We start from the raw sequence: 24,441 nt of genomic DNA on the forward strand, positions 1-24,441 counted from the left end.
GGGTGGGGCAGTTGTCGTGTCGTCATCAGTCAAGCCGAAAGGAGTCGGCGAGTAATCCGCTGATCGGCCAAACTTCTCGGACGCTGTTTGTTCGATCGGCTGAACCATTTCCGCAGGAAAATGCACTATTCTCGAAATTGAGGCGTTGGAACAGTCCGGAAAGTGGGTGGTACGTGGCTATCCGTGAGGTCAGGCTCGACGCGGTCCTTCGGGCGCTGGGCGGAGCCTTTGTCGAGCTCGTCCTCGCACCGTCAGGTGATGACGTCTTCGTCGACTCCGTGGTGTTCGCGGAGGTCGGGGACCTCACACGCCCCGGAACCGCGGACGTCGAATCCTCTGAGCTCTGGCTCGCTGTCGGTATCGGCGCAGCCGAATTGGCAGCCTGGCTGAACCGCGTCGATCAGAAGGGATCAGCGCCTCGGGCCGTCATGTCGAAGGAGGCCTCGGACACGTCGGTGCGCGCGGCGGCACAGCGCGCCGGGATCGCCTTGATAGCAGTCCATCCGGACGCTCGTTGGGATCGATTGTTCACCACGATCCGGGGCGTGCTCGATCATTCGGTATCCCGTCAGGATTCTGAGGACGTTGTATTCGGCAGTGACACAGACTTGTTCGAGCTGGCGCAGAACGTCGCGTCACTCACCCGGGGGATGGTCAGTATCGAGGACGAGCGTTCCCACGTCATGGCTTATTCGGCATCAGGAGATGCTGCGGACGAGCTCCGCCGGCAATCGATCCTCGGCCGCGAAGGGCCTCGGGAATACCTCCGGAAGCTGCAGGATTGGGGCGTCTTCGAAAGCTTGGGGCGAAGTGACGACGTGGTCGAGGTGCCCGCGCACGAAGACCTCGCGATCAGGCGACGGTTGGTGGTTCCGATTCGCAGAATATCCGAGAACGTCAAGGGGGAGAGCGGTTTCAGTTCTGATCTGCTCGGCACTATCTGGGTTCAGGAAGGCCCGCTTCCCATCGTCGGCGATGCCGAGAGAGTGCTCCGCGGTGCCGCGGCCGTTGCAGCTCGGCTGATTTCGCGCATCCGAGACGCGCCGAGTAACGAGGCGATACAGGTTCAGCGCTTGCTCGGGGTTCGGGGCGGCGGTGTCGATGTTCCTTCTCTGGCGGCCTCGTTGTCCATCCCGATGTCCGGACCCGCGATGGTGATCGGAGTGGCAAGTATCGGAAACGGTGGGCTGCCGTCTTCGGGCGAACTCGTGTCGTCGTTGCGCCTGCACGCCAGTGCCTTTCATCGTGAATCGCTGGTGAGTGCATTCGGCGCCCGGATCTATGTGCTGTTTCCGCGAACCCAATCCGTGAAATCCACAGTCTCGTGGACCCGTGAAGTTGTCGCGCGTTTGGACAAGGTGTCGCCCTCGGGTTTACGGGCCGCCGTGTCGTCTCCGGTTTCGACGCTCACTGAGGTGGCTAGGGCTCGCGCCGAAGTGGATCGGGTCTTGGACGGAACGTCGGGGGATGTTCGTGTGACCACCCTCGCGGACTCGCGCACTCCGGTGCTGCTGGGCGAAATCATGGACACGATTGCGGCCGACGAGCAACTGCACGATCCGAGAATCGACGCGCTCGACGTCTACGACAGGCGTAACGGGTCGAACATGCGTGAAAGCGTCTCCGTTTACCTCGCGCATTCGGGCGATGTCCGACGCGCGTCCGAGCAGCTTCGCATTCACCCGAACACACTCAGGTATCGGATCAAAAGGGTCGAGGAGATAACAGATACCGACCTGTCCGAGCCCTCGACGAGGCTGTTGATGGAGATTCAGTTGGCGGCGTCCGCTCGCGCAGTGAGTTCGCCGAACCTGTCGGACCCCAGCAGTACTCTTCGCGAATGATCGACTCAGCGAAGGTGCCAGGCGCAGCGCGCGCGTATTTCGACGGCGGAGACGTCCGCGATGTGTTCACCGAAGACGCCGTGGTGCGTGACGACGGCCGGACGTACGTCGGGATCGAAGAAATCGTGGCGTGGAAGTCCGCCGTGTCGACGGCGTTCACCTTCACCCAGAAGATCGAGTCGGTCAACACCCCAGGCTCGGCCGTTGTCGTGTCGGTGAAGGTCGAGGGTGATTTTCCCGGAAGCCCCGTCCAGTTACATCACCATTTCACTCTCGACGGTGATCGGATTTCCGCTCTCACGGTGTGCCCCTGATGCCCACCGCTGACGAACTGCTCGGGAAATCCGTCGTCGCCGATCTGGCAGGCTGTTTAGAGCGAGCCTCCGGTCACACACGCCTCGCCCTCGTTCGGGGTAGTACATCCGAATTCGACGGTATGAGTCTCGGCGAACGTACCCGCGTCGTGCGGGACGCGATGACTGCCGAACTGCCTCAGGATCTTCCGGCCTTCGCCGAGATCATCCGCCGTGCGCTTTCAGAGGAGACCTTCACTGGTTGGATGATCTGGCCGGTGACCGAAGCCGTCGCCGTCACGGCGACACGAAGTGGCTCCGAGTCGGATTTCGACGAGGGAATGGCTCTCCTTGCCGAGCTGACGTCGCGTCTGACGGCCGAATTCGCAATTCGCACATTTCTCGAGACGGACCTTGACCGTTCGCTGGCGATCGCACTCACCTGGACCGGCCATGAAGACGAACACGTCCGGCGCTTGGCAACCGAAGGCACTCGTACTCGTTTGCCCTGGGGAAGACGAGTGAAAGAATTGACGGCGCGTCCCGAGTCGACAATCGTCATTCTCGACGAGCTGTATCGGGATGATTCGGAATATGTACGACGTTCGGTCGCAAACCATCTCAACGATCTCAGTCGTGCTGACGCAGCGCTCGCCGTGTCGACTGCGAAGCGTTGGTTACAGACACCGGATCCCAACACACTGAGAATCGTCAAACATGCATTGCGGACGTTGATCAAGTCTGGCGATCCAGATGCTCTGTCTCTCTTGGGTTTCGCGCCGCCCACCGACGTCGTGGTCGAAGGTTTCGTCATCGACCGAGAAGTAGTCGATGCGGGTGGAGAACTCACCTTCGACTTCGCTGTCACGAACAACGGCAGCGATTCCGTCACCGTCGTGATCGATTACATCGTCCACCACGTGAAGGCCAACGGGCAGACGACGCCCAAGGTCTTCAAACTGACAACACGAACACTGGAACCTGGGGTGCCGGTCCGTATCGCGAAGAGGCATTCCTTCAAACCGATCAGTACCCGGAAGTACTACGCGGGCGACCATGCCGTCGAGGTACAGATCAACGGCGTACGCCAAGTGCGAGGCGTATTCCGTTTGGACGCGTGAATGACCCCACCCGTTGAGGCGGGGTCACTCGAGTCCTGAACGATGCCCGCACAGACGTCAGCGCATGACCTGTACTTGTTCGGCGATTCTGCTTCGACGGCACCGGGGTTCTGTAGCAACACGAAGTCGGCCTGGTCGAAGATGGCGAGCTCTTCGAGGCTGTAAAAGGTCGAAACCTTCCGATCGGGTGCAGCATGGGCGGTGTCGGTCACGACGTTCAAGCCGAGGTCCTGCGCAACCGACACTGCGAAGGTGTTGTTTTGCAGCCAGATCTGACCGCTGTCTGCGCCGGCGATCGCAATCGACTTGCCTTCGAGGAGACCACCGATCTTGGCTCGCGCTTGTGCAAGTTCGGCGTTGTATCGGGCGATGACGCGTTCGGCGACTTCGCGGCGATCGAGCGCCGTGAGCTGCGCGGTCATGGGCTGCTTCCAGGACGAGCCCGTCGTGCCCTCGTTGACGACGAGCGCCGCGGCGATGTCAGTGCCGAGCAGGCCCTTGTCCTGGTAGTGATCCCACCAGCCCTTCCCGACGACCAACAGATCGGGATCGTGGGGTGCCCAATTAACGTATTCGAACTTCGAAGCCGGAGCCTTACTCGAAAGCGCCAACCGCTCAGCGGATTTGGCCATTCTTCACGGACTCGTGCCACGGGACTCGCCCCTCGATTCGGCTTGTTGTGGAGGGGCGCGCCCATCTGATCCGAACTCGAGGTATCGTGGCCGTCATGCAGCGCGTCTATTTCTGGTTTAGCAGGCCGGCCCCGGGTGGGCCTGCCGGCGTAACCACGCGCTGACAACCTCCACCCAAGAGCCGGACTACAGACCGGCTCGCTGGAGTTTCTCTTCATCTCTGGGGTCGGCCTGAGAACAGGAAACCGAAAACCCCATGACTGTCACCATCGACACCACCGCAGCTTCGGACAGCCTCGACGATCAGCGCACTGTGAGTATCAGTCCGCTCGTGTCACCGGCGACTGTTCGTGCTCAGCACGCTCCGGACGAGGTCGCGGCCGCAACCGTGCGCACCGGTCGGGCCGACACGATCAACATCCTCAACGGTGACGACGATCGTTTGATCGTCATTGTCGGTCCGTGCTCCGTGCACGATCCGGAAGCGGCGATGGACTACGCCCGCCGGTTGGCCGCCAAGGCCGAAGAACTGCGGGACGACCTGCACATCGTCATGCGCGTCTACTTCGAAAAGCCGCGCACCACTCTCGGGTGGAAGGGCCTGCTCAACGACCCCCACCTCGACGGCACGTTCGACATCAACACCGGGCTCGGTATCGGCCGCAAGTTGCTTCTCGACGTGTCGAGTCTGGGCCTGCCTGTCGGCTGCGAGTTCCTTGATCCGATCATGCCGCAGTACATCGCCGACCTGGTCAGCTACGGTGCAATCGGCGCCCGGACCGCCGCCAGTCAGGTTCACCGTCAGCTGTGCAGCGCGCTGTCCATGCCCGTCGGCATCAAGAATTCCACCGAAGGTGATGTGCAGGTAGCCGTCGACGGTACCCGCGCCGCGGCGGCGAGCCACGTGTTCCCCGGAACGGATCTCGACGGCCAGGCTGCCTTGATTCGGACCGCGGGCAACCCGGACTGCCATGTCATTCTTCGTGGCGGCAGCGACGGACCGAACTACGATGCCGAGACCGTCGCGGATACCCTTGCTCGCCTGCGTAAGTCGAACCTGCCCGAGCGCGTGGTCATCGACGCGAGCCACGGTAACAGCAGCAAGGACCACGAGCGTCAGGTCATCGTGCTGGACGACATTGCTCGACGTCTGACCGAGGGCGAGCAGGGAATCGCCGGCGTCATGTTGGAGAGTTTCATCGAGGCCGGTCGTCAGGACCTGACCTTGGGTAAGGCGGACGAGCTCACCTACGGTCAGTCGATCACCGACGCGTGCATCGACTGGTCCACCACGGCAGCGCAGTTGGACCGTCTGGCGCAGGCCGTTGCGGCTCGGAGGGGCTGACGCCCCCGTGCGCCTTTTTAGTAGCGCCAACTACCAAAAAGGCGCACAGGGCCGCTAGGCCAGTACTTCTCGCGTGGCCGTGACCAGGCGCTCCAGCCAGGCGTCGGTGCCGACGGCCTGACGTAGCGGTTCATTGGGCAATTCGATGCTGACCGGCAGTCCGGCAGGCAGGGTCGACCAGATGTCGGCCAGGGCGATGCCGCCGGTGCCGGGCACCAGACGCTCTTCGCGGGCGTGACGGATCAGCTCTGCGTCATCGGTGGGAGCGGGGATCGAACCGTCACATATCTGGGCGTAGTGAAGCCACTCGCGCGGGATGGACGCAAGATCCTCCAGTGTGGTCGCTGAGCGGTCGGTGTGCAATGCGTCGACCAGGACACTACGAGCCGGACCGTCTGCCGCCGAGACGATCTCGATGGCCGCACGCGCATCGGGCACCGCAGTCCACGGCATGAATTCGAGCGAGGCGACGATGCCGTAGTTCGCGCACAGTTCCGCGAGGCGGGCATAGGAGTCCGTGAGCCGAGCGCGGTCGCGGTCGTCGCCGCCCACCAGAACGGCCTTGGCTCCGAGCTGTGCGCCCGCTTCGAGAAGCGGAACGTAGTCGGCGGGCTCGAATTCGGCTGCAAGGCGGATGATTTCGAGATCGAATACCTCCACCGGTGAATCTTCCAGTCGACGCACCAGTTCGTTCAACACGTGCTTGTCCTCGTGCAAGGGGTAAGCCGTCGTACCTGGTGCCGCGGGCATCAGACGGATGCCGATGGTATCGAAGCCGTGCTTTTCGGCCAAATCGACATGCTGCATCGGTGCGGTATCGAGCACGGTGAGGGCCGCCAGCCCGAGTGAGAGTGTCATGCGAGCGCTCCAACTGTTTTGGCGCCGGCCAGGTTCCGCCCGGCCAGGTAACCGAACGTCATGGCTGGTCCGAGGTTGATGCCGCCGGACGGGTAGTGCCCGCCCATCACGCTGGCCTGATCGACGCCGACGGCTAGCAATCCCTCGATGGGACGGTCGTTGTCGTCGAGCACATGCGACGACGAGTCGGTGACAAGCCCGGCGAAGGTACCGAAGCTACCCGGTGCAACTTTCACCGCGTAGTACGGACCCTTCTGCAAGGGCGCGAGTGACGGGTTCGGCCAGGGATTGGCGGTATCACCGGATCCCCGGTTGAACGGTGTTGTGCCGCGACCGAACTCGGGGTCGTCGCCACTGCGAGCTCCGGCGTTGAACGTCGAGACGGTCTTTTCCAACTGCGCCGCATCGACGCCGATCTTCTCGGCCAAGTCCCGAACAGTGCGACCACGGATGAGGTATCCCGAGCGCAGGTACGGCTGGATCGGGATCGGTAGTGGCTTGGCCATACCGAGCGGGAGGTAGCGCACGTACTGTTGATCGGCGATCAGCCACGAGCACACCTCTTCGCCCTCAGGAACCTGCTCGACCATCGCGAGGGTGTAGTCGTGGTAGCCGAGTGCCTCGTTGACAAAACGCTTGCCGCTCGCGAGAACTCCGATGACCCCGGGCTTTCCGCGGTCGAGGATGTGGGGGAACACACCTTCCTTGCCGTTGCGGTAACGAACGATGGAGACGGGGCAGTAGGCAACGGGGGAGGCGAGCGTGCGGTCAAGTCGTCCACCCACGGATTCGCCGAGGGTGATGCCGTCGCCGGTGGTTGTCTTCGGGGTGAGCGACCAGTGCTCGTGTCCGGTGGGGGTGCGCGGGAACAATTCGCGTCGTCGGTCGATGTCCTGTGCAAAGCCGCCGGTGGCGAGTACGACGCCACGCGTGGCTGTTACCGAGAACGCACCGTCCGGGCCTTCGAGGCGGACACCGACAACGCGACCGTCATCGTCAGTCTGCAGCGATGTTGCCGACGTTTTCACCCGAAACTCGACGCCGAGATCGAGCGCTGAGCGAAGCATCATGCCGACCAGGGCGGTGCCGTTGACGAGTTGCTGACCGCGACGCTTGGTGGCGAGGTCGAACATGTGCTTGGTGACACGTACACCGCAGTGCACAAAGGCTTTCGGGGATCGGGTCGAGTGCAGGAATGCCTGAAGGTCGGGGCCGGCCATGATGCCCATGCCGAGGAATGACGTCTCGTACAACTGTCGACGGAGCAGCGCCGCGACGTCGGGACCGAGCTTTCGCAAGCTCACCGGTTTCGGTCCGACGGAACGATGACCCGTGCCGGCTCCCGGTGTGTCGCCGTGAATATCGGCGATCTTGGCTCCGGGAACGAACTTCAGCGCAGTCTTGCGTTCGAAGAACTCGACCATCTCCGGTGCACCGTCGAGGAGTGCATCCACCTTGGCGGCGTCGAAGTTGTCGCCGAGTCGGTTCTCCAAATATGTCCGCGGCGCCGAACGATCCTCGACAACTCCGTCGGCTATGGCAAACATGTTGCGCGGGGTCCACATCCACCCGCCTGACCAGGCCGTTGCGCCGCCGCAGGTGTCGGCCTTCTCGACAACGAGTACCGACGCGCCGCCATGTGCTGCGGCAATTGCTGTGGAAAGCCCGCCTGCGCCGGAGCCCACGACAACCACGTCGTAGGTGAGGGGGGTACTGCTACTCATTTCTGCTCCTTGGCAGTTGTTGCGAGGGTCGGTGTCGATGTCAGTTCGACAACCTTCCCAGTTCGTGACGATTCGTAGATTGCGGCGATGATGGCCAGCGACGCGCGGGCGTCGCGTCCGGTGACAGCGGGTTCGCGCCCGCTCAGGACCGCGTCGGCGAAGTCTTGCACCTGCAGGGTGTGGAAGTCGGTCAGTGCCGCATTGACCGCGCCCACATCAAGATTCGCATCGATGTCCGCCGAGTACGGCGCTTGGAACTCCACTTCGCCTGGCACGGTCCACATTTCGTTGACACCCTCGTGCCCTTCGGGGAACTCGAGGACACTGGCGATTGCGCCGGTGCGCCCGATCACCGTGACGCGGTTGCCCAGATTGTGATTTGCACCGGTAGTCGCGGTGACGGTGGCGGTGCCGCCCGAGGCAAAGGAGATCACAGCTGACGCGCTGTCCTCGGTCTCGATGTGCTCACCGTGGGTGTGGGTGCGGATGAAGCCGCTGACCGAGACGGCTTCGCCCATGAACCAGGCCAGCATGTCGATCTGGTGCACGGCCTGCGTCATGAGGACGCCGCCGCCGTCGGTGTCCCACCGTCCACGCCAGGCGTCGGCCGAGTAGTAACTCGACGGGCGGTGCAGGATCACCGACGCCTCGCCGAGCGTGGGCAGTCCGATCCGGCCGTCGTCGATGGCGTCCCGGATACGACGCGCGGCCGGCCAGAAGCGGCGTTGGAAGAGGACGCCGAAGGTGATACCGGCGCGGTCGGCGGCCTCGATCATGCGGTCGGCGGCAGCAACATCGACCGCGATGGGCTTCTCGCACAACACATGTACACCCGCGTCGGCAGCGGCCACGACTACCTCTTCATGTACCGGGTGCGGCGTGCAAACGGTGCAGGCGTCGAGTCCGAGAGCGAGAAGTTGCTCCACTGAACTCACGGCTGCGGGAATGCCGTGCGCTGCCGCGAACTCCTGGGCGCGTCCGAGATCGGGATCGCAGCAGCCGATCACCTCGACGCCGGGGACTTGTTGCAGGGCTCGGGCATGGTTGCCGGCGATCTTGCCGCAGCCGACGATTCCGACTTTCAACGTCATCAGAAATGTTCCTCTGCTTCGACGTCCCGCGCCGCAGACTCGCCGCGGTCGAGACTGTTCAGTGCTTCGATGTCCTCGCCGGTGAGGGTCACGTCGAGTGCTGCCAGGTTCTCGGCCTGGCGCGTCGGATTCGCGGACCGCGCGACCGGAACCACGCCCTGCGCGACATGCCACGCGAGGACCACCTGCGCAGGGGTGCAACCCATTCGACCGGCGATCTCGCTCACAACGGCGTTGTCGAGCACATCGCCCCGGCCGAGCGGACTCCACGACTGAGTGAAGATGTCAAGTTCGTCGTTTGCGCGGCGAACCGGGATACGAGCGAGCGAAGGGTCCATCTGAATCTGGTTGACTGCCGGTGCCTCGCCGGTTTCAGCGACGACGCGGCGCAGGTGGTGCTCGAGGAAGTTCGACACTCCAACGTACCGAACCAGCCCGGCGTCGCGGCAGGCGAGCATCGCCTCGAATGACGAGACGTAACGATCGATTCGTGGGAGCGGCCAGTGAATCAGGAACAGATCCAGTCGGTCCAGTCCCAGTCGTTCCAGGCTCTGCTCGAGCGCTCCGCGGATGTCACCGGAAACCTGGTCGTTTCCACGAAGTTTGGTCGTGACGAACAGTTCGTCTCGCTGTACACCAGATTCTGCCAGCGCCACACCGACAGCATCCTCATTGCTGTAGATCGCGGCGGTGTCGATGAGGCGGTATCCAGCCTCGATGCCGGAGAGGACGGACTTCGTGGCGTCCGCGCCTACCAGGGGCCAGGTTCCGAGTCCGATGGGCGGCAATGCAGTTGCCACCGATGCGGCTGCCTGTGTAGTCATGCGTGAATCTCCTGACGGGCCGCAGCGGCGGCCGTGATCGTGACGGCGACATCGGCTGCGGTGACGAGTGCAGCGTGAATGGACCCGCCGTCTCCGCTCGCATCGCCGACCGTATGGACTCCGAGTCGTGGTGCCAGTGAACGGAGTTCGGCAAGAAGTTCCGAACGCGGCTCGACGCCCTGCGAGATCAGGAGTTCGCCGGGAGCATCAACCTCGCTCAGCACACCGGCCGTCGAGATCGTGACCGAGTCGGTGTCGACCTTGGTGACGATCGAGCTCAGGTAGGTCGTGAGGTTCTCACTTGCGGCCAGGCGCGGCAGCAGCACGATCTTTCCGCGGCGTCCGACGTCGTGCGCGATGGTTTCCTGCGGGCCGATCATGACGACCTGCGTACCCTTCTGGAGCAGCTCGTCGGCGACGGCGGCAGCCTCGCGGTCGGCGCCGAAAATGGTGATTGCTTCGGGGGCAGGATCGCCGGAGACGAGGAATTCGCGGACGTCGCGAACGGTACGGGATGCTGCTCCGGGGAGATCGACCACAGGGCCGACGCCGCCGGCGGCAAGAACTATGGCGTCGAAATCGCCACCAGAGAGCAAAGCAGCATCTGCCCGGGTCGAGGTGTGGCAGTGGACCCCGAGTTCAGCCAGTTCCGCGACGTACCAGTCCATGATTTGCCCGTATTCGGGATACTCGTGCAGCTTCGATGCCAGAGCGAAGTCGCCGCCGAGGCTGGGGCGTTCGTCGTACAGGTCGACGCGATGACCGGCAAGTGCGAGGTCGCGGGCAGCGGCCATTCCGGAGGGACCGGCACCGATGACGGCGACCCGCACGGTGGCATCAGCCGGCTTTGTAGGCTGGTCCAGTTCACGTCCGACCCACGGGTTGACGGAGCAGGGAATGGGGCCGGCGGCCAGGCTGTCGATGCAGTAATTGCAGGCGATACACGGGCGGTAGCGGCCACCGTCGATAGCGCGATTCGGGAAATCCGGATCAGCGTGCAACGTACGCGCCATGCTGACGAAGTTGGCCTGCCCGGATTCGATGATCTGCGCGGCGATCTCCGGCGACGTGATGCGTCCGGCCACACCCACCGGGATGTCGAAGTCTCGCTGGTACTGCTCGGAGTACGGCGCGAGGAGTCCGCGGGACCATTCACCGGGCTGGATGATCCACTGTCCCGCTTCGTAGTTGCCGGCCGAGACGTCGAGGAAATCGAGTCGGTCGGTCTCGATGGCGTCGATGCGCGCGCGGGTTGTCTCGGCGTCGAGCCCGCCGTCAATGCCTTCGAAGGCTGAGAATCGTAGTCCCAGAGTGATTCCCGGAGCATGTTCGTGGACGGAGGCGATGACCTTGTTGACGAACAAGGTGGGGTCGGCCCACTCGTCGTCGCGGTGATTGTAAGCAGGGGAGAGGAACTGGTGGATCAAGTACCCGTGGCCACCGTGCAGGGAGATGACGTCGACGCCCGCCTGCTGGCAGCGCGCCGCGGCTTCACCGAAACACTCGATGATGTGCTCGATATCGTCGCCGTCGAGTTGTTCTGGCATCTCGCCGCCGACAACCAAACACGGAATCGGTGTCGGGGCAACGGGAACAAATCCACTGACCGACCCCTGCGCCGTGCGTCCACCGTGGTTGAGTTCGACTCCGACGAGGGCGCCGTGAGCGTGGATCGCGTCGACCATCTTCTTGATGCCGGGAATCCGTTCGTCGACGTCGACGCCCATCTGCCGGATGCGTCCCTTGCCGTCGGCACGCACGTAGCTCGCTTCGGTGAAGATCAGTGCAGCACCACCTTCGGCGCGGCGGGCGAGGTACGCGATGTACTCGTCCGTCATGGTGCCGTCGACTTCGCAGTAGTTGCGTTCCATCGGGGCGGACACGAACCGGTTCCGGAGTCGGACGCTGCCCATGTCGAGAGGTTCGGCGAACGGCTGAGTCACGTTCATCAGTGCTCCTGGTACTTCGCGAGAAAGTAGGTGTTCGGTTGTGCTCATGCGCGTGCCGTCTCGGAGAGCAGTTCGCGCAGATGGCTGCGCATGCGATCTGTATCGGCTTCGATACCGGTCAGGAGAGTGAAGGTGTCCGAGGCTTGTGCCACCAGCATCTGGCCACCATCGAGAACCGAGCATCCGAGAGCGAGTGCAGCGTCGAGTAATTCGGTGCGCATCGGTCGATAAACGATGTCCGCGACCCATAACTCGGAGTGCAGTGCCGCGGGGTCGAAGGGGGTTCCGGGATGACCGACCATGCCGATTGGTGACGCATTGACGACTCCGTCGCACGTAGCCAGATTGTCGGCGATCTGATCGATCGTCAAAGCCGTTGTGCGCGTGCCAGGGAAGGCCGAGGTGACGCGAGAACACACATCGGCAGCGCGATCGGGATCAATATCTGCGATGCGAAGATCCGTGGTACCGGCGGCGGCGAGTGCGTATGCCACAGCGGAACCCGCCCCTCCTGCCCCTGCAAGCACCACTCGGTCCACGGCGGCGTCGGGCAAACCGCGCTGCAGTGCTGTGAGGAATCCGCTGTGGTCTGTGTTGTGGCCGATCAAACGCCCGTTGTCGACCACAACCGTGTTGACGGCACCGAGCAACCGCGCGTTGTCGGACAGCTTGTCGAGCGCGTCCACGACAACCTGCTTGCACGGGTGGGTGATGTTCAGTCCGGTGAAGTCGCTCGCGACGGCGCCACGCACCACCTCACCGGTTTTCTCGACCGAGATATTCAGGTTCTCGAGATCGATCAGTTCATAGCTGTAATCGTCGAGTCCGAGTGCTGCTGCTTCGTGTGCGTGCAACGCGGGCGAGAGTGAGGTGGCGATACCCGACCCGACCAGGCCGATGCGGTGACGTGTGTATTCGGTAGTCATGACATTCTCCTGCATAAGTGGGGACGGCCCCTCGCGGCAATTCAGCGCGAGGGGCCGGTCCGGTCAAGCGTTGTTGCTGGTGAGCTCTGAGGCCTGCGTGCTCGGCAGGCTCGGCTTCGGTTGGCCCAGTTCCGCTGTGGGCGTGCGGTACGTTTCCGGTCCGGTCATTGCCGCGATGGCTGAGATGACGGCGAAGCCCAGGCACATCCATGCAACCGGTGTCCAGTTGCTCTTGTCTCCGGCCGAAATCGCCTGGGCGATAGCCGGTGTGAAGCCGGCGACAAGGAGTCCGAGCATGAGGCTGACGGCCATTCCGGTGTATCGGACCTTCGCGGGGAACTGCTCCGGGAAGTATGCCGGGTACGTGCCGTTGGGCATCGCGTAGAAGATGCCGATCATGACGATTCCCGAAGCGAAGACCATGGGGACGCTTTGGGTTCCGATCGAATGGAAGAACACGAAGATCATCAGGCCGGCTCCGATGGCACCGACGACGAAGATGGGCTTACGTCCGTAGCGATCCGAGAGAATGCCGAACAGCGGCTGAGTCAGTACGGCAACAAAATTGGCGGTCGCGATGGCCCACAGCATCGTGGAGCGTTCGAATCCGGATTCGACGGCGTACGCCAGGGCGAAGACGTTGACGATGGTGTTGATCATCGCGAAGGTCGAGCTCATGCTGATACGGATTACGGTGCGCCAGTGCGAGCGGAACATCTCGACGACGGGAATTCCGGCCGTCTCGTCCTGTTCCTTGAGTTCTTCGAATACCTCAGGCTCATCAAGGGCTCGACGTAGCCACAGCGCAACGACGGTCACGATGATGCTGAGCCAGAAGGGAACTCGCCAACCCCACGAGTAGAGGTCTTCGTCGGGCAGGCTCGCCACTGGGATGAATACCAGGCTGGAGACGACGATGCCGAACATGATCCCGCTCATGGTGAACGAGGTGAAGAACGAACGACGGTGATCCGGTGCGTGTTCGAGCGTCAGTGCCGAAGAGCCGGGTGATTCACCGCCGGCAGAGAGCCCTTGAAGTAGGCGAAGCAAGACGAGAATGATCGGCGCGGCGATGCCGATCTGGTCGTAGGTCGGCAGGCAACCGACGATGACCGTCGCAACACCCATGAGGAGCAGGCAGGCGAGAAGCGCGTTCTTGCGTCCGTACCGATCGCCGAGGTGTCCCCACAGCACTGCGCCGAGTGGGCGCGCGACGTAGGCCACGCCCAGGGTGCTGATCGAGAGCAGCGTTGCCGTCGAGCCGCCGCCAGGAAAGAAGATCTTGGGGAACACGAGCGCGGCTGCGGAGCCGTAGATGAAGAAGTCATAGTACTCGAGGGTGCTGCCGAGGAAGCCCGAAACAGCGGCGCGGCGCGCATTCGAATTCGGGTGCTCCTCGGTGGAGTGCGTCGAACCGGTGGAGGTGATCGGTGGTGCCATGTGAAGTCCTTTCGTCCCGATGGGCCGGCCGTGGCGGCACGTTTGGTGATGCACCACGCATCGGTGACGTCCCTCACCTTTCGGCGGCTGAGACGACAGTGCCACGAAGGACTATGGCGCGTCCAACACTAAATGAGTCTCAGATAATGACGTTTTTGGTCTCAATATCCGGCGTAGGCAGAATCTCCTCGGATGTCTCCAGTGCGACGGCGAGCGCATCGGTCATATGTCGGGGTGACCAGGCAATTCCGTGATTCATGAACGTCGGCTCGCCGGTGAGCGGGACGAACACACTGCCAGGTGGGGTGATGGCAGCCATGCCGGACGTCATCAGGGCTACACCGACGCCGGCGGCAACGAGCATGAGGATCATGTACGGATCGGTGATCTCCTGAACCACGCGAGGTCTGAAGTCTGCGTTCATGCAGGCGCGCATCGCGGTTTCCTGGAGGGCAGAGCCGGCTGAGAGCGGGGTGGTCACGAATCCGTCGTCGGCCAATTCGCGGAGATCGATCGCGTCCCTCTCGGCAAGGGGATGGTCGATCGGAAGCACGGCGCCGAACGCCTCCCGTCGAATAAGTCGGGTAGAGAGCGATGTGGATTCCACCGGTAGCCCGACGAAGGCGAGATCGAGGGCGCCGCTCTCGAGTTGAATGACCGCGTCGCGCGTCATGATCCGGCCGAGAAGTGTCAGTTCGACTTCGGGATAGCGCTGACGCAACGCGCGGGTGAGCGGCGGAAGTGCTTGATAGTTGAGCACTCCGGTGAATCCGATCGTGACTCGTCCGTAGACGCCTCCCGAGGATGCACGCGTAGCGTGCCGTGCGGTTTCCATGTTCTCGATGACGCGATAGGCGTGGGGGAGAAAGGCGTGTCCGCCGGACGTGAGCGCGACGCTACGGGTGCTTCGTTCGAACAACTTGACGCCGATGTCTTTTTCGAGCTTTCGGATCATTTGGCTGAGCGGCGACTGCGCCATCTGGAGCCGTGACGCGGCCCGTCCGAAGTGAAGTTCTTCCGCAACCGCGACGAACGCGTGCAACCAGCGGGTTTCCATCGACAACGCCTCCAGGTATTTGACGTCGAGGACGAACGCCATATATTCAGAATTTCTACACAGTGTGACGGCAATTATGCCTATTTGCAACATAAATTGAGTGCGTAGCGCACAGAAACTCAGGAGTGAAGAGGATGCAGAGTTACCCGGAAGGTGTCACCGCGCTCATTACCGGCGGTGCGAGCGGAATCGGCGCCGCCAGCGCAAAGTTGCTGACGGAGAGGGGGGTTCGGGTGATAACGGCAGATCTTACCGAGGGAGCGCACGAACAACTCGACGTGAGTGACCCGGTCGCCGTCGACGCGCTTCGTGCCCGAGTCGGCAGTGTCGACATCTTGATCAACAGTGCGGGAATTGTCGGGCCGTCAGCGCCGCTGGTCGACGTCGATCTTGCGGCCTGGCAGCGTACGTTCCGCATCAACGTCGAGGGAACATTCCTCATGTGCCGGGCATTCGTGCCGGGGATGGTCGCGTCGGGGTGGGGGCGGGTCGTCAATCTCGCGAGTATTGCTGCCAAGGACGGAAACCCGAATCAGAGTGCGTATTCGGCGTCCAAGGCGGCCGTTGTCGCGCTGACTAAATCACTCGGCAAAGAGGTCGCCACCACCGGCGTGCTGGTCAACGCGATAGCGCCGGCGGCCGTGGAAAGCCCCATGAATGCCGGCACCGATCCGGCCATTCTCGCCCGTTCGCAATCATTGACGCCGATGGCGCGGATGGGGAAGGCGGACGAGATCGCCGAACTGATCTCCTGGCTGTCGTCGTCTGCGGTGAGTTACTCGACCGGTGCCGTGTACGACGCCAGCGGTGGCCGCGCAACGTACTGAAATCCCTTCTGGAGGAAGCCGATCAGAATTGGAGCAGCGACTGCCACAGTTCACGAGACGCATCCTGGTACTCGAGCATGTGCGAGATCAGGTCTCGCAGTGGCTGCGTTGGTTCCAGCTCTTCCGGAAGTAGTGGATTGCGGACGATGACCGCGATGATCGCACTGCCCAGGGCAAGTGATTCGCGGGCGGCTTCCTCGCGGCCGATTGCCGCCAGGCGGGTTTGCGCCTGTGTGAGTGCTTGGCGAGCCTCGGCAATGTCGGCCAACAGGGCCTCCGAGTTCCAGAGTGTGCGGATTGTCGAATCATCTTCGGGGGCAAGGTGATCAACTTTCATGAGCGACGATTCGGGAGCGGCGCCGAGTCGACGGAGAGTGCGGCGAGCGATGTCGATTCCGCCGGCGAGATTGTTCGGACGGACTGCCAGTGTGGGCTTCCAGTCCTCGTAGCCCGCCAGGCGCAACGCTTGATCGTGCCGGCGGGCGGCGGTGCGATCGCTTCGTTTGAGCCCTGAGTGCTCGACGGCGATCCAGGTGCCGTCCCATGGACGTATGCGATCGGTACGAGTTCGCCACCCCTCGACCTCGCTGTAGGTGGGGATGCCGTCCGGGTTGAGGACGTACGTTCCCCGGGCGGTGCGACGCAGTTTGTCCTCGCGGCACAGACGGCCCGCTGCCACGCGAATGCTCGATGCGCTGACGCCGACAATCTCGCCGGCCCGGGTCAGCACGGCGGTGCTGAACTCGGCGTCCGGGCTCGCCGTTGCGAGGTCCAGCACAACACGGGTTGCGGACATTCCCCGATCAGTTTGTAACACCTTTGGAACAACTCCTGACAAATCATGTTACAAGTGGCATGGTGGGTACCGGGAAACCTTATCCGCGAGCAGTGAGGAAATATCGTGACCGACTCCGATCGACCAGGTGGCGATGTCTATGTGGAGCGTGACGGTGGCGTCACCGTTGTCGTGATGAATCGCCCCGATCGCAAGAATGCGGTTGACGGACCGATGGCGGCGCAGTTGCGTGATGCCTTCCTGGAGTTCGAGTCGGACGAGAGCCAGAAGGTGGCGATTCTGTGGGGTGCGGGCGGCACATTTTGTGCCGGTGCGGATTTGACCGCAGTCTCCGATCCCGCCCGCGTGCACGAGTTGCATCCGGAAGGCGGCGGCACCGGTCCGATGGGGCCGAGTCGGTTGGTGTTGTCCAAACCGTTGATCGCCGCCGTCAGTGGATACGCGGTTGCAGGAGGGCTCGAGCTGTCGTTGCTCGCGGACCTGAGGATCTGCGAGGAAGATTCCGTGTTCGGAGTCTTCTGCCGACGCTGGGGAGTTCCACTCATCGACGGCGGGACCGTGCGACTGCCGCGAATTGTCGGGCAGGGGCGAGCGCTCGACATGATCTTGACCGGTCGTCCGGTTGACGCTCCGGAGGCGCTGACCTTCGGACTGGCCAATCGTGTTGTTCCAGTGGGTCAATCACTCCAGGCGGCCAAGGACCTTGCGCACCAGTTGACCGCTTTTCCTCAACTCTGCATGCTCGCGGATCGCGCGTCGGCCTACCGATCTTTTGATCGACCACTTGCGGAAGCCTTGCGAGCCGAGGGCGTCGCAGGAAATCCCATTGTCATCGCTGAAGGTGTGCGCGGCGCTGCTGCGTTCGCCGCGGGCGCCGGCCGGCACGGCCGATTCGAGAACAACCCGAATTCGAACGAGGAAACTGAACCATGATGCCCATAACCAAAGACCTGATCGCCCGTGGCGCGCGACAGCACGGACCGCGAACAGCCGTCGTCTTCGGCGATCGATCGATGACGTTCACGGAAGTGGACGAACTCAGCAGCCGATTGGCGCATACATTCATCGCCCTCGGTATCGGGCGGGGTGCACGGGTTGCGTTGCTGGTCAACAACTCTCTTGCCAGCGTGCCTGTCGATTTTGCGTGTGTCAAAGCCGGCATCAACAGGGTTCCGCTCAACTCGCGACTGTCGCTGGACGAGCACGCGAGAATGCTCGAGGACACCGACACCTCGCACGTCGTTTTCGGTACTGACCTTGCGGACCGAGCTGCTGAACTGTCCGCCAGGTTCCCGGATCGGACGTTCGTCGGGCTGGAAACGAGCTCGGAGGGACAGCTTTCGCTGTTGGATCGAGCGCAGAGCATGCCTTCGGACATGCCGGACATCGAGGTGGCTCCCGACGATGTGATCCTGACGCTGTTCACGTCCGGCACTACGGGAACATTGAAGGCCGCGCAGCACACTCAGCGCAGTTACGCCGCCATCTGCCGCAATGTGCTGCTCAATCTTCTTCCGGCGACTCAGGACGACACCATGCTGCATGCGGCATCGCTGATCCATGCCAGCGGTGTGTTCGTGCTTCCGTTCTGGCTCCGCGGCGGAAAAACCGTCATCCTTCCCGGTTTCGACCCGTCGACGTTCTTGAACTCGATAACCGAGCATCGTGCCACCGCGATCAATCTGGTGCCGACGATGATTCAGATGCTCCTCGAACGCCCTGATTTCGCCAGCGCAGACGTCTCGAGTCTGAAATCCGTGATCTACGGTGCGTCGCCGATGCCACTGGCCACCATCGAACGGGCAATGCAGGCGTGGGGGCAACACCGCTTCCTGCAGTACTACGGGCAGACCGAGGCGCCGCTGTGTATCGCAGTCCTTCGGCCCGAAGACCATACGGAGGATCGACTACTGTCCTGTGGTCAGCCCGCCATCGACGTCGAGATCAGGCTGCTCGACGGCGAAGGAAACGAAGTGCCGCAGGGAGAGCCAGGCGAAATCGTGATCCGCTCGCCATCGGCGATCGCCGGATACTTCAATGCGCCGGAACTGAATGCGGACACCTTCACCGAAGACGGCTGGGTCCACACACGCGACATCGGCCAGTTCGATGCCGAGGGATTCCTGTTCTTGAAGGACCGCGCTTCGGACATGATCATCAGCGGCGGATACAACGTCTACCCCCGTGAAGTCGAGGATGCACTCCTGACACATCCGTCTGTCCGTGAGGTCGCCGTGGTGGGCACCGCAGATGCCAAGTGGGTGGAGGCGGTCACGGCCGTGGTTGTCCTCGCGGACGGGACCGTCGAAAACGACTCACTGCAAGCATCATTGGTCGCGCACGTCGGCGAGCGACTGGCGTCGTACAAGAAGCCGCGTCGGGTTGTTTTCGCAGAATCCATACCGAAGACGGCCGTCGGCAAGCTCAATCGGAAGGCGCTGCGAGACGAACGCCGCGACGCTATCTGACTCCGCGAGTGCGGAATTGAACGCTGATTCTCGGCCCGAGGGCCCGCGCACTCTTGGGGACGCAGTGTTCCCACGTGCGTTGGCAGGATCCGCCCATCACGAGGAGATCGCCGTGCCCGAGATTGAACCGGATGGATTCGCCGCCCCCACGGGGACGCAGTAGTAGTGGGCGAGCGGCGCCGAGAGACAGGATGGCAACCATCGTGTCCTCGGTGCGGCTTCGTCCGGTGTCGTCCCCGTGCCAGGCAACGCTGTCGGAACCGTCGCGATAGAAACACAGACCCGATGTGGTGAATGGTTCGCCGAGTTCGTTGAAGTAGTGCCTGCTCAGCACGTCCTTCGCTTCGGTGAGAAGTGCGTCCGGCAGTCGTTGATTCTCCGCGTAGAAACACACGAGACGAGGGACGTCGACAACGCGGTCGTACATCTGACGCCGTTCGGATCGCCACGGGACCGTAGCTTCCAGATTGTCGAACACGGCCTCCGATCCGGTCAGCCAGGCCGGGCGATGGTCGACCCATGCGCCGGCGGTGAGAATACGTCGCTGCACTGTTCCGTCGAGATCGGCCAAAGAAACGCCGAGGTCACCGTTGTCGAACAGAGACGGTTGCATCGTGGCGGTCATAGGCTCCACCGTACACTGAAATCGAACATATGTTCCCATGAATTTTGATTGCAGTGCTGGACGGCTGTTCATCCTTGCTGGGTGATGTCCGGCGGCGTGAACCTTTGAATACTGTTCTCACGCTGTTTCGCCGATGAAGGGGATGTCATGACTGCTCCGCACCAATCTCATGCGAACCACCCTGTCCGACAAGGCTTTGCCATCGGGACCACGGTGGCGGCAGCCTGCCTGCTCTTCGTCGCGGGAATCGTCGCGTTGCTGCAGGGCATCGCGGCTCTCGCAGACAACGACCTGCTGATCGTCGGAGTCAACTACACCTTCGAATTCGATGTCACGACATGGGGTTGGATCCACATCGTGCTCGGAATCATCGGCGTCGCGGTGTCGTTGGGATTGTTCGTCGGCATCGCGTGGGCCCGCGGGATGGCATTCGTCATCGCGGCACTTTCGATCGTGGCGAATTTCCTGTGGATGCCGTACTACCCGCTGTGGTCGATCGTGATCATCGCCCTCGACGTCGCTGTGATCTGGGCTGTCGCGACCTGGCGACCTGACGAGGTGTGATCCTCTGACCAGAGTGAGTGGTTCACCTGCGACAGGCGAACCACTCACTCCGCTGTGTCCGGGCCTCCACGGTTGGCCTCGTCACTGTGCGGCGTCAACGCCGTTTCGGTGACTCGCGATCCTGGTTCTCGCGCGGACGCATGTCCTTCGTCGATCGGTGTGGGAAGCCGTGGATCATCGAGCAAGAAATCCAGCAGATCACGACCGTTACTATTCCGAGTCCGATCGACGCGAATGGTTCCTGTGTGGCCAGCCAGACGCTCAGTCCGATTGCCGTCCCGACGATCAGAATCAGGATGGTGTCGATTCGTGTCGTTTGCATCGAAATCATCGCCTGGCGCAAATCGTTTTCGGCGGCTCGCTTGTTTTTGGCGGCCCGCCACCCGGCGAGTGACAGCCGGGGGCAGACCTTGCGCGGCTGACCCCTCGCTTTGGAAATCGCCGCCGCAAGTGATCAATACCCGGCAAATTCGTCCGTGAAACTCCTGGCCGGTAGAACAGGACCTTTGGCCGGTCAGATCGATTCCGCGCGGTTGGCCGCCTCGATGAATCGGGACCAGAATGGTACGCGGACGCTAATGGGAGAGAGTGTCTTTCGGCCCTGTCCGAGGGGGAACTCATTGGCGAGGTATTCGAGGAGGTTTGCCCCGTAGTAGACCATGTCGGTCTGCCACGCGGAGATCACCGGCGATCCCGAGGGGGAGGGTGCGGCGGGCGTGAAGCGGTGTCCGAAGACCGGGACAAGGCGCGGCCACGCTCCGATCTGTTGACGCACGATTGTGGCGACGTCCTCGGGTGAGGCGGGCATTCTGCCCCACGATGCCGGCCAGAACGGTGGTTGTTGATGCAGTGCATCCCAAATGAAACCTTCGGTGACTCTATCCAGCCAAGCACCCAACTCGAGGTCGTCGGCGCTACGCCAGTTCGGCCAACGGTCGCCAAGTGGTAACGCAGTGGCAAGAAGGCTGCGGTGGTCTGGGTTGAAGTGAAATCCAAAGCGTTCGTGGACGGAATCGAACTCAGCGTCGGTCAGGCCCTCGCCGAGTTCTATCCCCGCTCCGTTGAGCAGTGCCGCTGCTTCGTGCCCGACGTGCTTCATTTCAGGAGTCTCGCAGATGCTGTGTCCAGAACGGCAACGATGCTCTGGTCGATCACCGCAGAATTGCCCGGCTGATCTGTCTGTCGAACCCACCGTTGATGTTGTACATACTAGTTGTTACAGTCGTTTCGTGAACTCAAAGGACCAGCTGACGGGTGCGATGGCAGAGCTGTTGTGGGAGCGCGGCTATGCAGCGACGAGTCCACGAGACGTGATGGCACGTGCCGGGGTCGGTCAGGGCAGCATGTATCACCATTTCAGTGGGAAGCACGAGCTCGCGGTCGAAGCTCTGTCTGCCGTTACCGGAGAAATGACGGGCGAGTCATTGCTTTTGGACGGAGATGGTTCTCCGCTCGAGCAGATCAAGCGCTATCTCTTGTTGCCACGGCCGGGTACGCGGGGATGTCGGGTGGGTCGGATGACCCAGGACCCGCAGGTTGTCGCAGATGTGGAACTCATCGCAGTCGTTGCGAATGCCTTCGACACGACGCTGGACCGCTGGGAGCGGGCGATCACCGCCGCGATTGCCGCAGGAGAGCTCCCTGCGAGCGTCGTCCCGGCCGATCTTGCACGAACGCTGGCGGCCGTCCTGCAGGGCGGCTATGTACTTGCCCGCGCGAAGGGTGAACAGGGGCCGATGGACGCGGCGGTTCGGGGGGCCGTTTCCCTGCTCGACGCCGCCCGGTCCGCTGTCCGCATCGATCACTGACCTACTCGAGAAAGAGAAACCAATGTCAGTTCGGATCGGAATCAACGGCTTCGGCCGCATCGGTCGCAGCTACCTGCGGGCCGCGCTAAGCAGTGATGCGGATGTCGAGATCGTCGCGATCAACGACATCGCCGACGCCGCAACCCTCGCTTCGCTCCTGGAGTGGGACTCGGTGTCCGGTCATCTGGACGGCGTTCAGGTCGATGGGGACACGATTCTCGTTGCAGGGAAGCGCATTCGCGTCACCTCTGAGCGCGAGCCGTCCCTCATTCCCTGGAGAGCCGAACGCGTCGATGTCGTCATAGAGTCGACCGGCCGATTCACGGACTCGGTCAAAGCCCGCCAACACCTCACCGCGGGAGCGCGAAAGGTGATCATTTCGGCTCCCGCCGACAGTGATGTACCTGCAGTTGTACTCGGGGTAAACGACGACGCCCTCGACATGACGGAGGACGTGTTCTCGAACGGATCCTGCACGACCAACTGCCTCGCACCGATGGTGAAGGTGCTGCACGAGGCGTTCGGCATCGAGTCCGGACTTATGACGACGATCCACGCCTACACCAGCGACCAACGCCTCCACGATGCTCCTCACAGCGATCTCCGGCGCGCCCGCGCCGCGGCATTGTCCACGATCCCGACTTCCTCCGGCGCCGCAGCCACCATCGGGCGGATCATCCCAGAGCTTGACGGGAAATTGACCGGACTCTCGCTGCGCGTCCCCGTGCCGGTCGGATCTATCACCGACCTCACTGCCCATCTCTCTCGGCCGGCGACGGTAGTGGAGATCAACGAAGCATTCCGCGCCGCAGCGCAGACTCCCGAACTCTCGTCTTACCTTGCCTATTCGGAGGCACCGCTTGTCTCTGCCGACATCGTCGGCAATCCGCACTCGGCAATCTTCGATGCGCCCCTTACTCAGGTGGTCGGCGAACAAGTCAAGGTCTTCGCCTGGTACGACAACGAGTGGGGATTCTCGAATCGACTCGTCGACCTCTCGCAGCGTGTGGGCTCATAGAGACCGGACGCAGCGGCGGAAGGCTTTGCTCGTGGAGGCTGAGCGAGGGGAACTGATGTCCGGTGGGAACCCTCGCCCCTCGCACGGGCGCGGTGCCCAGGCGTGGCGCCCGCAATACCAAAGCCGCCACGGTCTCAACTTGACCAAGGGCGCGGGATCAAGATGGGTTTCAGGGCCCGCTCACAACTACCGAACCTGACAGGTCTCGCCAGACCCTGGAAAGGCTCACGAGAAGTTGATGCGTACGTCCTGGTGGAGAAACTCACCGGAGCGGATCGACAACCAGCCACTCCACCGTGCCACCGACATTCCACAGTGCGTCGGGGTTGTCGAGCGAGGCTGAGTACGTTGCCGCAGCTTGGTTGCCGACGATTTCACCGCTCTCGCCCGACGGCGGGTTGGGCCGCAGGAATTCGGTGGGGTGCGGACCCGGCCATGCGGGAACGTCGAACGGGGAAATGCTGGTGTCGATGAAGCCAGGTCGGTGCACGGTCACCCGGTCGGGAGCCGGTGTGGTTTCCGCCGCCACGGCGACGCCTGGTCCTTCGGCAGCTTTGTCGTCGCTGCTACCGCGGCCTGCCACTGCGAGAACAAGTCCCGTGATCGCCAAACCCGCTACCGCGTGACGTACCTGCACTGTTTGCTCCTCGCCGGGGCTGTTGCCTCTACGAGCTCCACTATTGCATCTCACCAACTCCGCAGGATGCGCCTTCCGATAAGTAAGTGAAAGCCGCTGAACATGCCCGACAAGTGAATTGGATTGCGAATCACGTGGACAGTCGAGTCTGCGACCTCTGCCCATTTCGGTTGATCGACCAGGGGGCAATTCCGCCCGTTGTACTGTGAGCCATGCCGACCCCGCTCCGACGTGCATTCAAGATTGGCGTGTTAGCGCTGGCAACGATTGTGGTGGCGGCCTATCTGTATTTGGCCTTCACTTATCGCAGCGCTGATGTCTTTGCGCCGCCGGGACGCATAGAGTCTCTCGGACGGACCTATCTGATCAGCAATTTCCCGCCGCACACTCGTCAAGATATCGAAGAGCGATACGCGCAAGGCCACAGTGAGCGGTACACCTTGGAACGAGTGAGTTCCGTATTTCCGTGGCGCGCTGTCTACCAGTGGCAGAACGACCAGATCCGCGGCCAGGCGACGTCGAGTGCGTACCTGAAATGGGGCGAGACGTACATCAGCTATTCGCTTTCGGGCGGCCCATGATTCCCGCGTAGAC

25 protein-coding genes are annotated in these 24,441 nt (G+C 62.5%); 12 read left to right on the forward strand and 13 right to left on the reverse strand.

Going from position 1 to position 24,441, the window contains the following annotated elements:
- Positions 1-173 precede the first annotated feature (173 nt).
- Genes R4P65_RS26240 through R4P65_RS26250 form a run of 3 tightly spaced genes read left to right on the forward strand, consistent with a single transcriptional unit; the run spans position 174 to position 3,258 of the window.
- Positions 174-1,844, forward strand: coding sequence for a helix-turn-helix domain-containing protein (locus R4P65_RS26240; RefSeq protein ID WP_317828689.1), 1,671 nt, complete (start codon positions 174-176; stop codon positions 1,842-1,844).
- On the forward strand, positions 1,841-2,158 hold the full coding sequence (locus tag R4P65_RS26245) for a nuclear transport factor 2 family protein (RefSeq protein WP_019744997.1): 318 nt from the start codon (positions 1,841-1,843) through the stop codon (positions 2,156-2,158). The genes R4P65_RS26240 and R4P65_RS26245 overlap by 4 nt, the downstream gene beginning before the upstream one ends.
- Positions 2,158-3,258: a DNA alkylation repair protein gene (locus R4P65_RS26250; RefSeq protein ID WP_317828690.1), complete on the forward strand. Its 1,101-nt coding sequence runs from the start codon at positions 2,158-2,160 to the stop codon at positions 3,256-3,258. The genes R4P65_RS26245 and R4P65_RS26250 overlap by 1 nt, the downstream gene beginning before the upstream one ends.
- Here R4P65_RS26250 and R4P65_RS26255 read toward each other — a convergent pair.
- Complete coding sequence (locus R4P65_RS26255; RefSeq protein WP_230814577.1) at positions 3,180-3,890, reverse strand: hypothetical protein; 711 nt, start codon at positions 3,888-3,890, stop codon at positions 3,180-3,182. The two genes, R4P65_RS26250 and R4P65_RS26255, sit on opposite strands and share 79 nt — an antisense overlap.
- Positions 3,891-4,146: 256 nt before the next feature.
- Between R4P65_RS26255 and R4P65_RS26260 the strand changes: the two genes are divergently transcribed.
- Positions 4,147-5,235: a 3-deoxy-7-phosphoheptulonate synthase gene (locus R4P65_RS26260; RefSeq protein WP_317828691.1), complete on the forward strand. Its 1,089-nt coding sequence runs from the start codon at positions 4,147-4,149 to the stop codon at positions 5,233-5,235.
- 54 nt (positions 5,236-5,289) lie between these two features.
- Here R4P65_RS26260 and R4P65_RS26265 read toward each other — a convergent pair whose 3' ends face one another.
- From R4P65_RS26265 to R4P65_RS26300, 8 genes are all read right to left on the reverse strand, one after another.
- Positions 5,290-6,093 carry a sugar phosphate isomerase/epimerase family protein gene (locus R4P65_RS26265; protein WP_317828692.1) on the reverse strand — a complete coding sequence of 268 codons (804 nt, stop codon included), beginning with the start codon at positions 6,091-6,093 and terminating at the stop codon, positions 5,290-5,292.
- A complete protein-coding gene (locus R4P65_RS26270) occupies positions 6,090-7,817 on the reverse strand; it encodes an FAD-dependent oxidoreductase (RefSeq protein WP_317828693.1) in 1,728 nt (575 codons plus the stop codon). Before R4P65_RS26270 ends, R4P65_RS26265 begins: the two co-directional genes overlap by 4 nt.
- Positions 7,814-8,908 (reverse strand): Gfo/Idh/MocA family protein, encoded by a 1,095-nt coding sequence (locus R4P65_RS26275; protein WP_230814574.1) that lies wholly within the window; start codon positions 8,906-8,908, stop codon positions 7,814-7,816. The genes R4P65_RS26270 and R4P65_RS26275 overlap by 4 nt, the downstream gene beginning before the upstream one ends.
- On the reverse strand, positions 8,908-9,732 hold the full coding sequence (locus R4P65_RS26280) for an aldo/keto reductase (protein WP_317828694.1): 825 nt from the start codon (positions 9,730-9,732) through the stop codon (positions 8,908-8,910). Before R4P65_RS26280 ends, R4P65_RS26275 begins: the two co-directional genes overlap by 1 nt.
- Positions 9,729-11,681, reverse strand: coding sequence for an FAD-dependent oxidoreductase (locus R4P65_RS26285; protein ID WP_317828695.1), 1,953 nt, complete (start codon positions 11,679-11,681; stop codon positions 9,729-9,731). Before R4P65_RS26285 ends, R4P65_RS26280 begins: the two co-directional genes overlap by 4 nt.
- A gap of 44 nt (positions 11,682-11,725) precedes the next feature.
- A complete protein-coding gene (locus R4P65_RS26290) occupies positions 11,726-12,607 on the reverse strand; it encodes a shikimate dehydrogenase (protein ID WP_317828696.1) in 882 nt (293 codons plus the stop codon).
- Between the two features lie 63 nt (positions 12,608-12,670).
- A complete protein-coding gene (locus R4P65_RS26295) occupies positions 12,671-14,047 on the reverse strand; it encodes an MFS transporter (RefSeq protein ID WP_317828697.1) in 1,377 nt (458 codons plus the stop codon).
- A gap of 139 nt (positions 14,048-14,186) precedes the next feature.
- Complete coding sequence (locus tag R4P65_RS26300) at positions 14,187-15,104, reverse strand: LysR family transcriptional regulator (protein WP_317828791.1); 918 nt, start codon at positions 15,102-15,104, stop codon at positions 14,187-14,189.
- A 134-nt stretch (positions 15,105-15,238) separates the two neighbouring features.
- Between R4P65_RS26300 and R4P65_RS26305 the strand changes: the two genes are divergently transcribed.
- Positions 15,239-15,931, forward strand: coding sequence for an SDR family NAD(P)-dependent oxidoreductase (locus R4P65_RS26305; RefSeq protein WP_317828698.1), 693 nt, complete (start codon positions 15,239-15,241; stop codon positions 15,929-15,931).
- A 22-nt stretch (positions 15,932-15,953) separates the two neighbouring features.
- On the opposite strand, the gene R4P65_RS26310 is transcribed toward R4P65_RS26305, so the two are convergent.
- A complete protein-coding gene (locus R4P65_RS26310) occupies positions 15,954-16,727 on the reverse strand; it encodes a hypothetical protein (protein ID WP_317828699.1) in 774 nt (257 codons plus the stop codon).
- Positions 16,728-16,832: 105 nt separating this feature from the next.
- On the opposite strand from R4P65_RS26310, the gene R4P65_RS26315 reads away from it, so the two are divergent.
- Positions 16,833-17,660, forward strand: coding sequence for a crotonase/enoyl-CoA hydratase family protein (locus tag R4P65_RS26315; protein ID WP_317828700.1), 828 nt, complete (start codon positions 16,833-16,835; stop codon positions 17,658-17,660).
- Positions 17,657-19,195 (forward strand): AMP-binding protein, encoded by a 1,539-nt coding sequence (locus R4P65_RS26320; RefSeq protein WP_317828701.1) that lies wholly within the window; start codon positions 17,657-17,659, stop codon positions 19,193-19,195. Before R4P65_RS26315 ends, R4P65_RS26320 begins: the two co-directional genes overlap by 4 nt.
- Here the strand turns inward: R4P65_RS26320 and R4P65_RS26325 are convergent.
- Positions 19,188-19,820, reverse strand: a complete 633-nt coding sequence (locus R4P65_RS26325) for an alpha-ketoglutarate-dependent dioxygenase AlkB (RefSeq protein ID WP_317828702.1) — start codon at positions 19,818-19,820, stop codon at positions 19,188-19,190. The genes R4P65_RS26320 and R4P65_RS26325 overlap by 8 nt on opposite strands.
- 147 nt (positions 19,821-19,967) lie before the next feature.
- Here R4P65_RS26325 and R4P65_RS26330 point away from each other — a divergent pair, with 147 nt between their 5' ends.
- Together R4P65_RS26330 and R4P65_RS26335 are read left to right on the forward strand one after the other, a co-directional pair.
- A complete protein-coding gene (locus R4P65_RS26330; RefSeq protein ID WP_317828703.1) occupies positions 19,968-20,384 on the forward strand; it encodes a hypothetical protein in 417 nt (138 codons plus the stop codon).
- A 140-nt stretch (positions 20,385-20,524) separates the two neighbouring features.
- Entirely contained in the window at positions 20,525-20,806 is a 282-nt protein-coding gene (locus R4P65_RS26335) for a hypothetical protein (RefSeq protein WP_317828704.1), read from the forward strand.
- 92 nt (positions 20,807-20,898) lie between these two features.
- Here R4P65_RS26335 and R4P65_RS26340 read toward each other — a convergent pair whose 3' ends face one another.
- Complete coding sequence (locus tag R4P65_RS26340) at positions 20,899-21,483, reverse strand: hypothetical protein (protein ID WP_095968793.1); 585 nt, start codon at positions 21,481-21,483, stop codon at positions 20,899-20,901.
- Positions 21,484-21,613: 130 nt separating this feature from the next.
- On the opposite strand from R4P65_RS26340, the gene R4P65_RS26345 reads away from it, so the two are divergent.
- On the forward strand, positions 21,614-22,192 hold the full coding sequence (locus R4P65_RS26345) for a TetR/AcrR family transcriptional regulator (RefSeq protein ID WP_095968794.1): 579 nt from the start codon (positions 21,614-21,616) through the stop codon (positions 22,190-22,192).
- Between the two features lie 22 nt (positions 22,193-22,214).
- Positions 22,215-23,210, forward strand: coding sequence for a type I glyceraldehyde-3-phosphate dehydrogenase (gene gap, locus R4P65_RS26350; protein WP_095968795.1), 996 nt, complete (start codon positions 22,215-22,217; stop codon positions 23,208-23,210).
- Between the two features lie 262 nt (positions 23,211-23,472).
- Here the strand turns inward: gap and R4P65_RS26355 are convergent, their stop codons facing one another.
- Positions 23,473-23,847: a hypothetical protein gene (locus R4P65_RS26355; RefSeq protein ID WP_317828705.1), complete on the reverse strand. Its 375-nt coding sequence runs from the start codon at positions 23,845-23,847 to the stop codon at positions 23,473-23,475.
- A gap of 212 nt (positions 23,848-24,059) precedes the next feature.
- On the opposite strand from R4P65_RS26355, the gene R4P65_RS26360 reads away from it, so the two are divergent.
- Complete coding sequence (locus R4P65_RS26360) at positions 24,060-24,428, forward strand: hypothetical protein (protein ID WP_095968796.1); 369 nt, start codon at positions 24,060-24,062, stop codon at positions 24,426-24,428.
- Positions 24,429-24,441 lie beyond the last annotated feature (13 nt).

Source organism: Rhodococcus sp. IEGM 1318, from assembly GCF_033142465.1.
Classification (GTDB): Bacteria; Actinomycetota; Actinomycetes; order Mycobacteriales; family Mycobacteriaceae; genus Rhodococcus_F; species Rhodococcus_F qingshengii_B.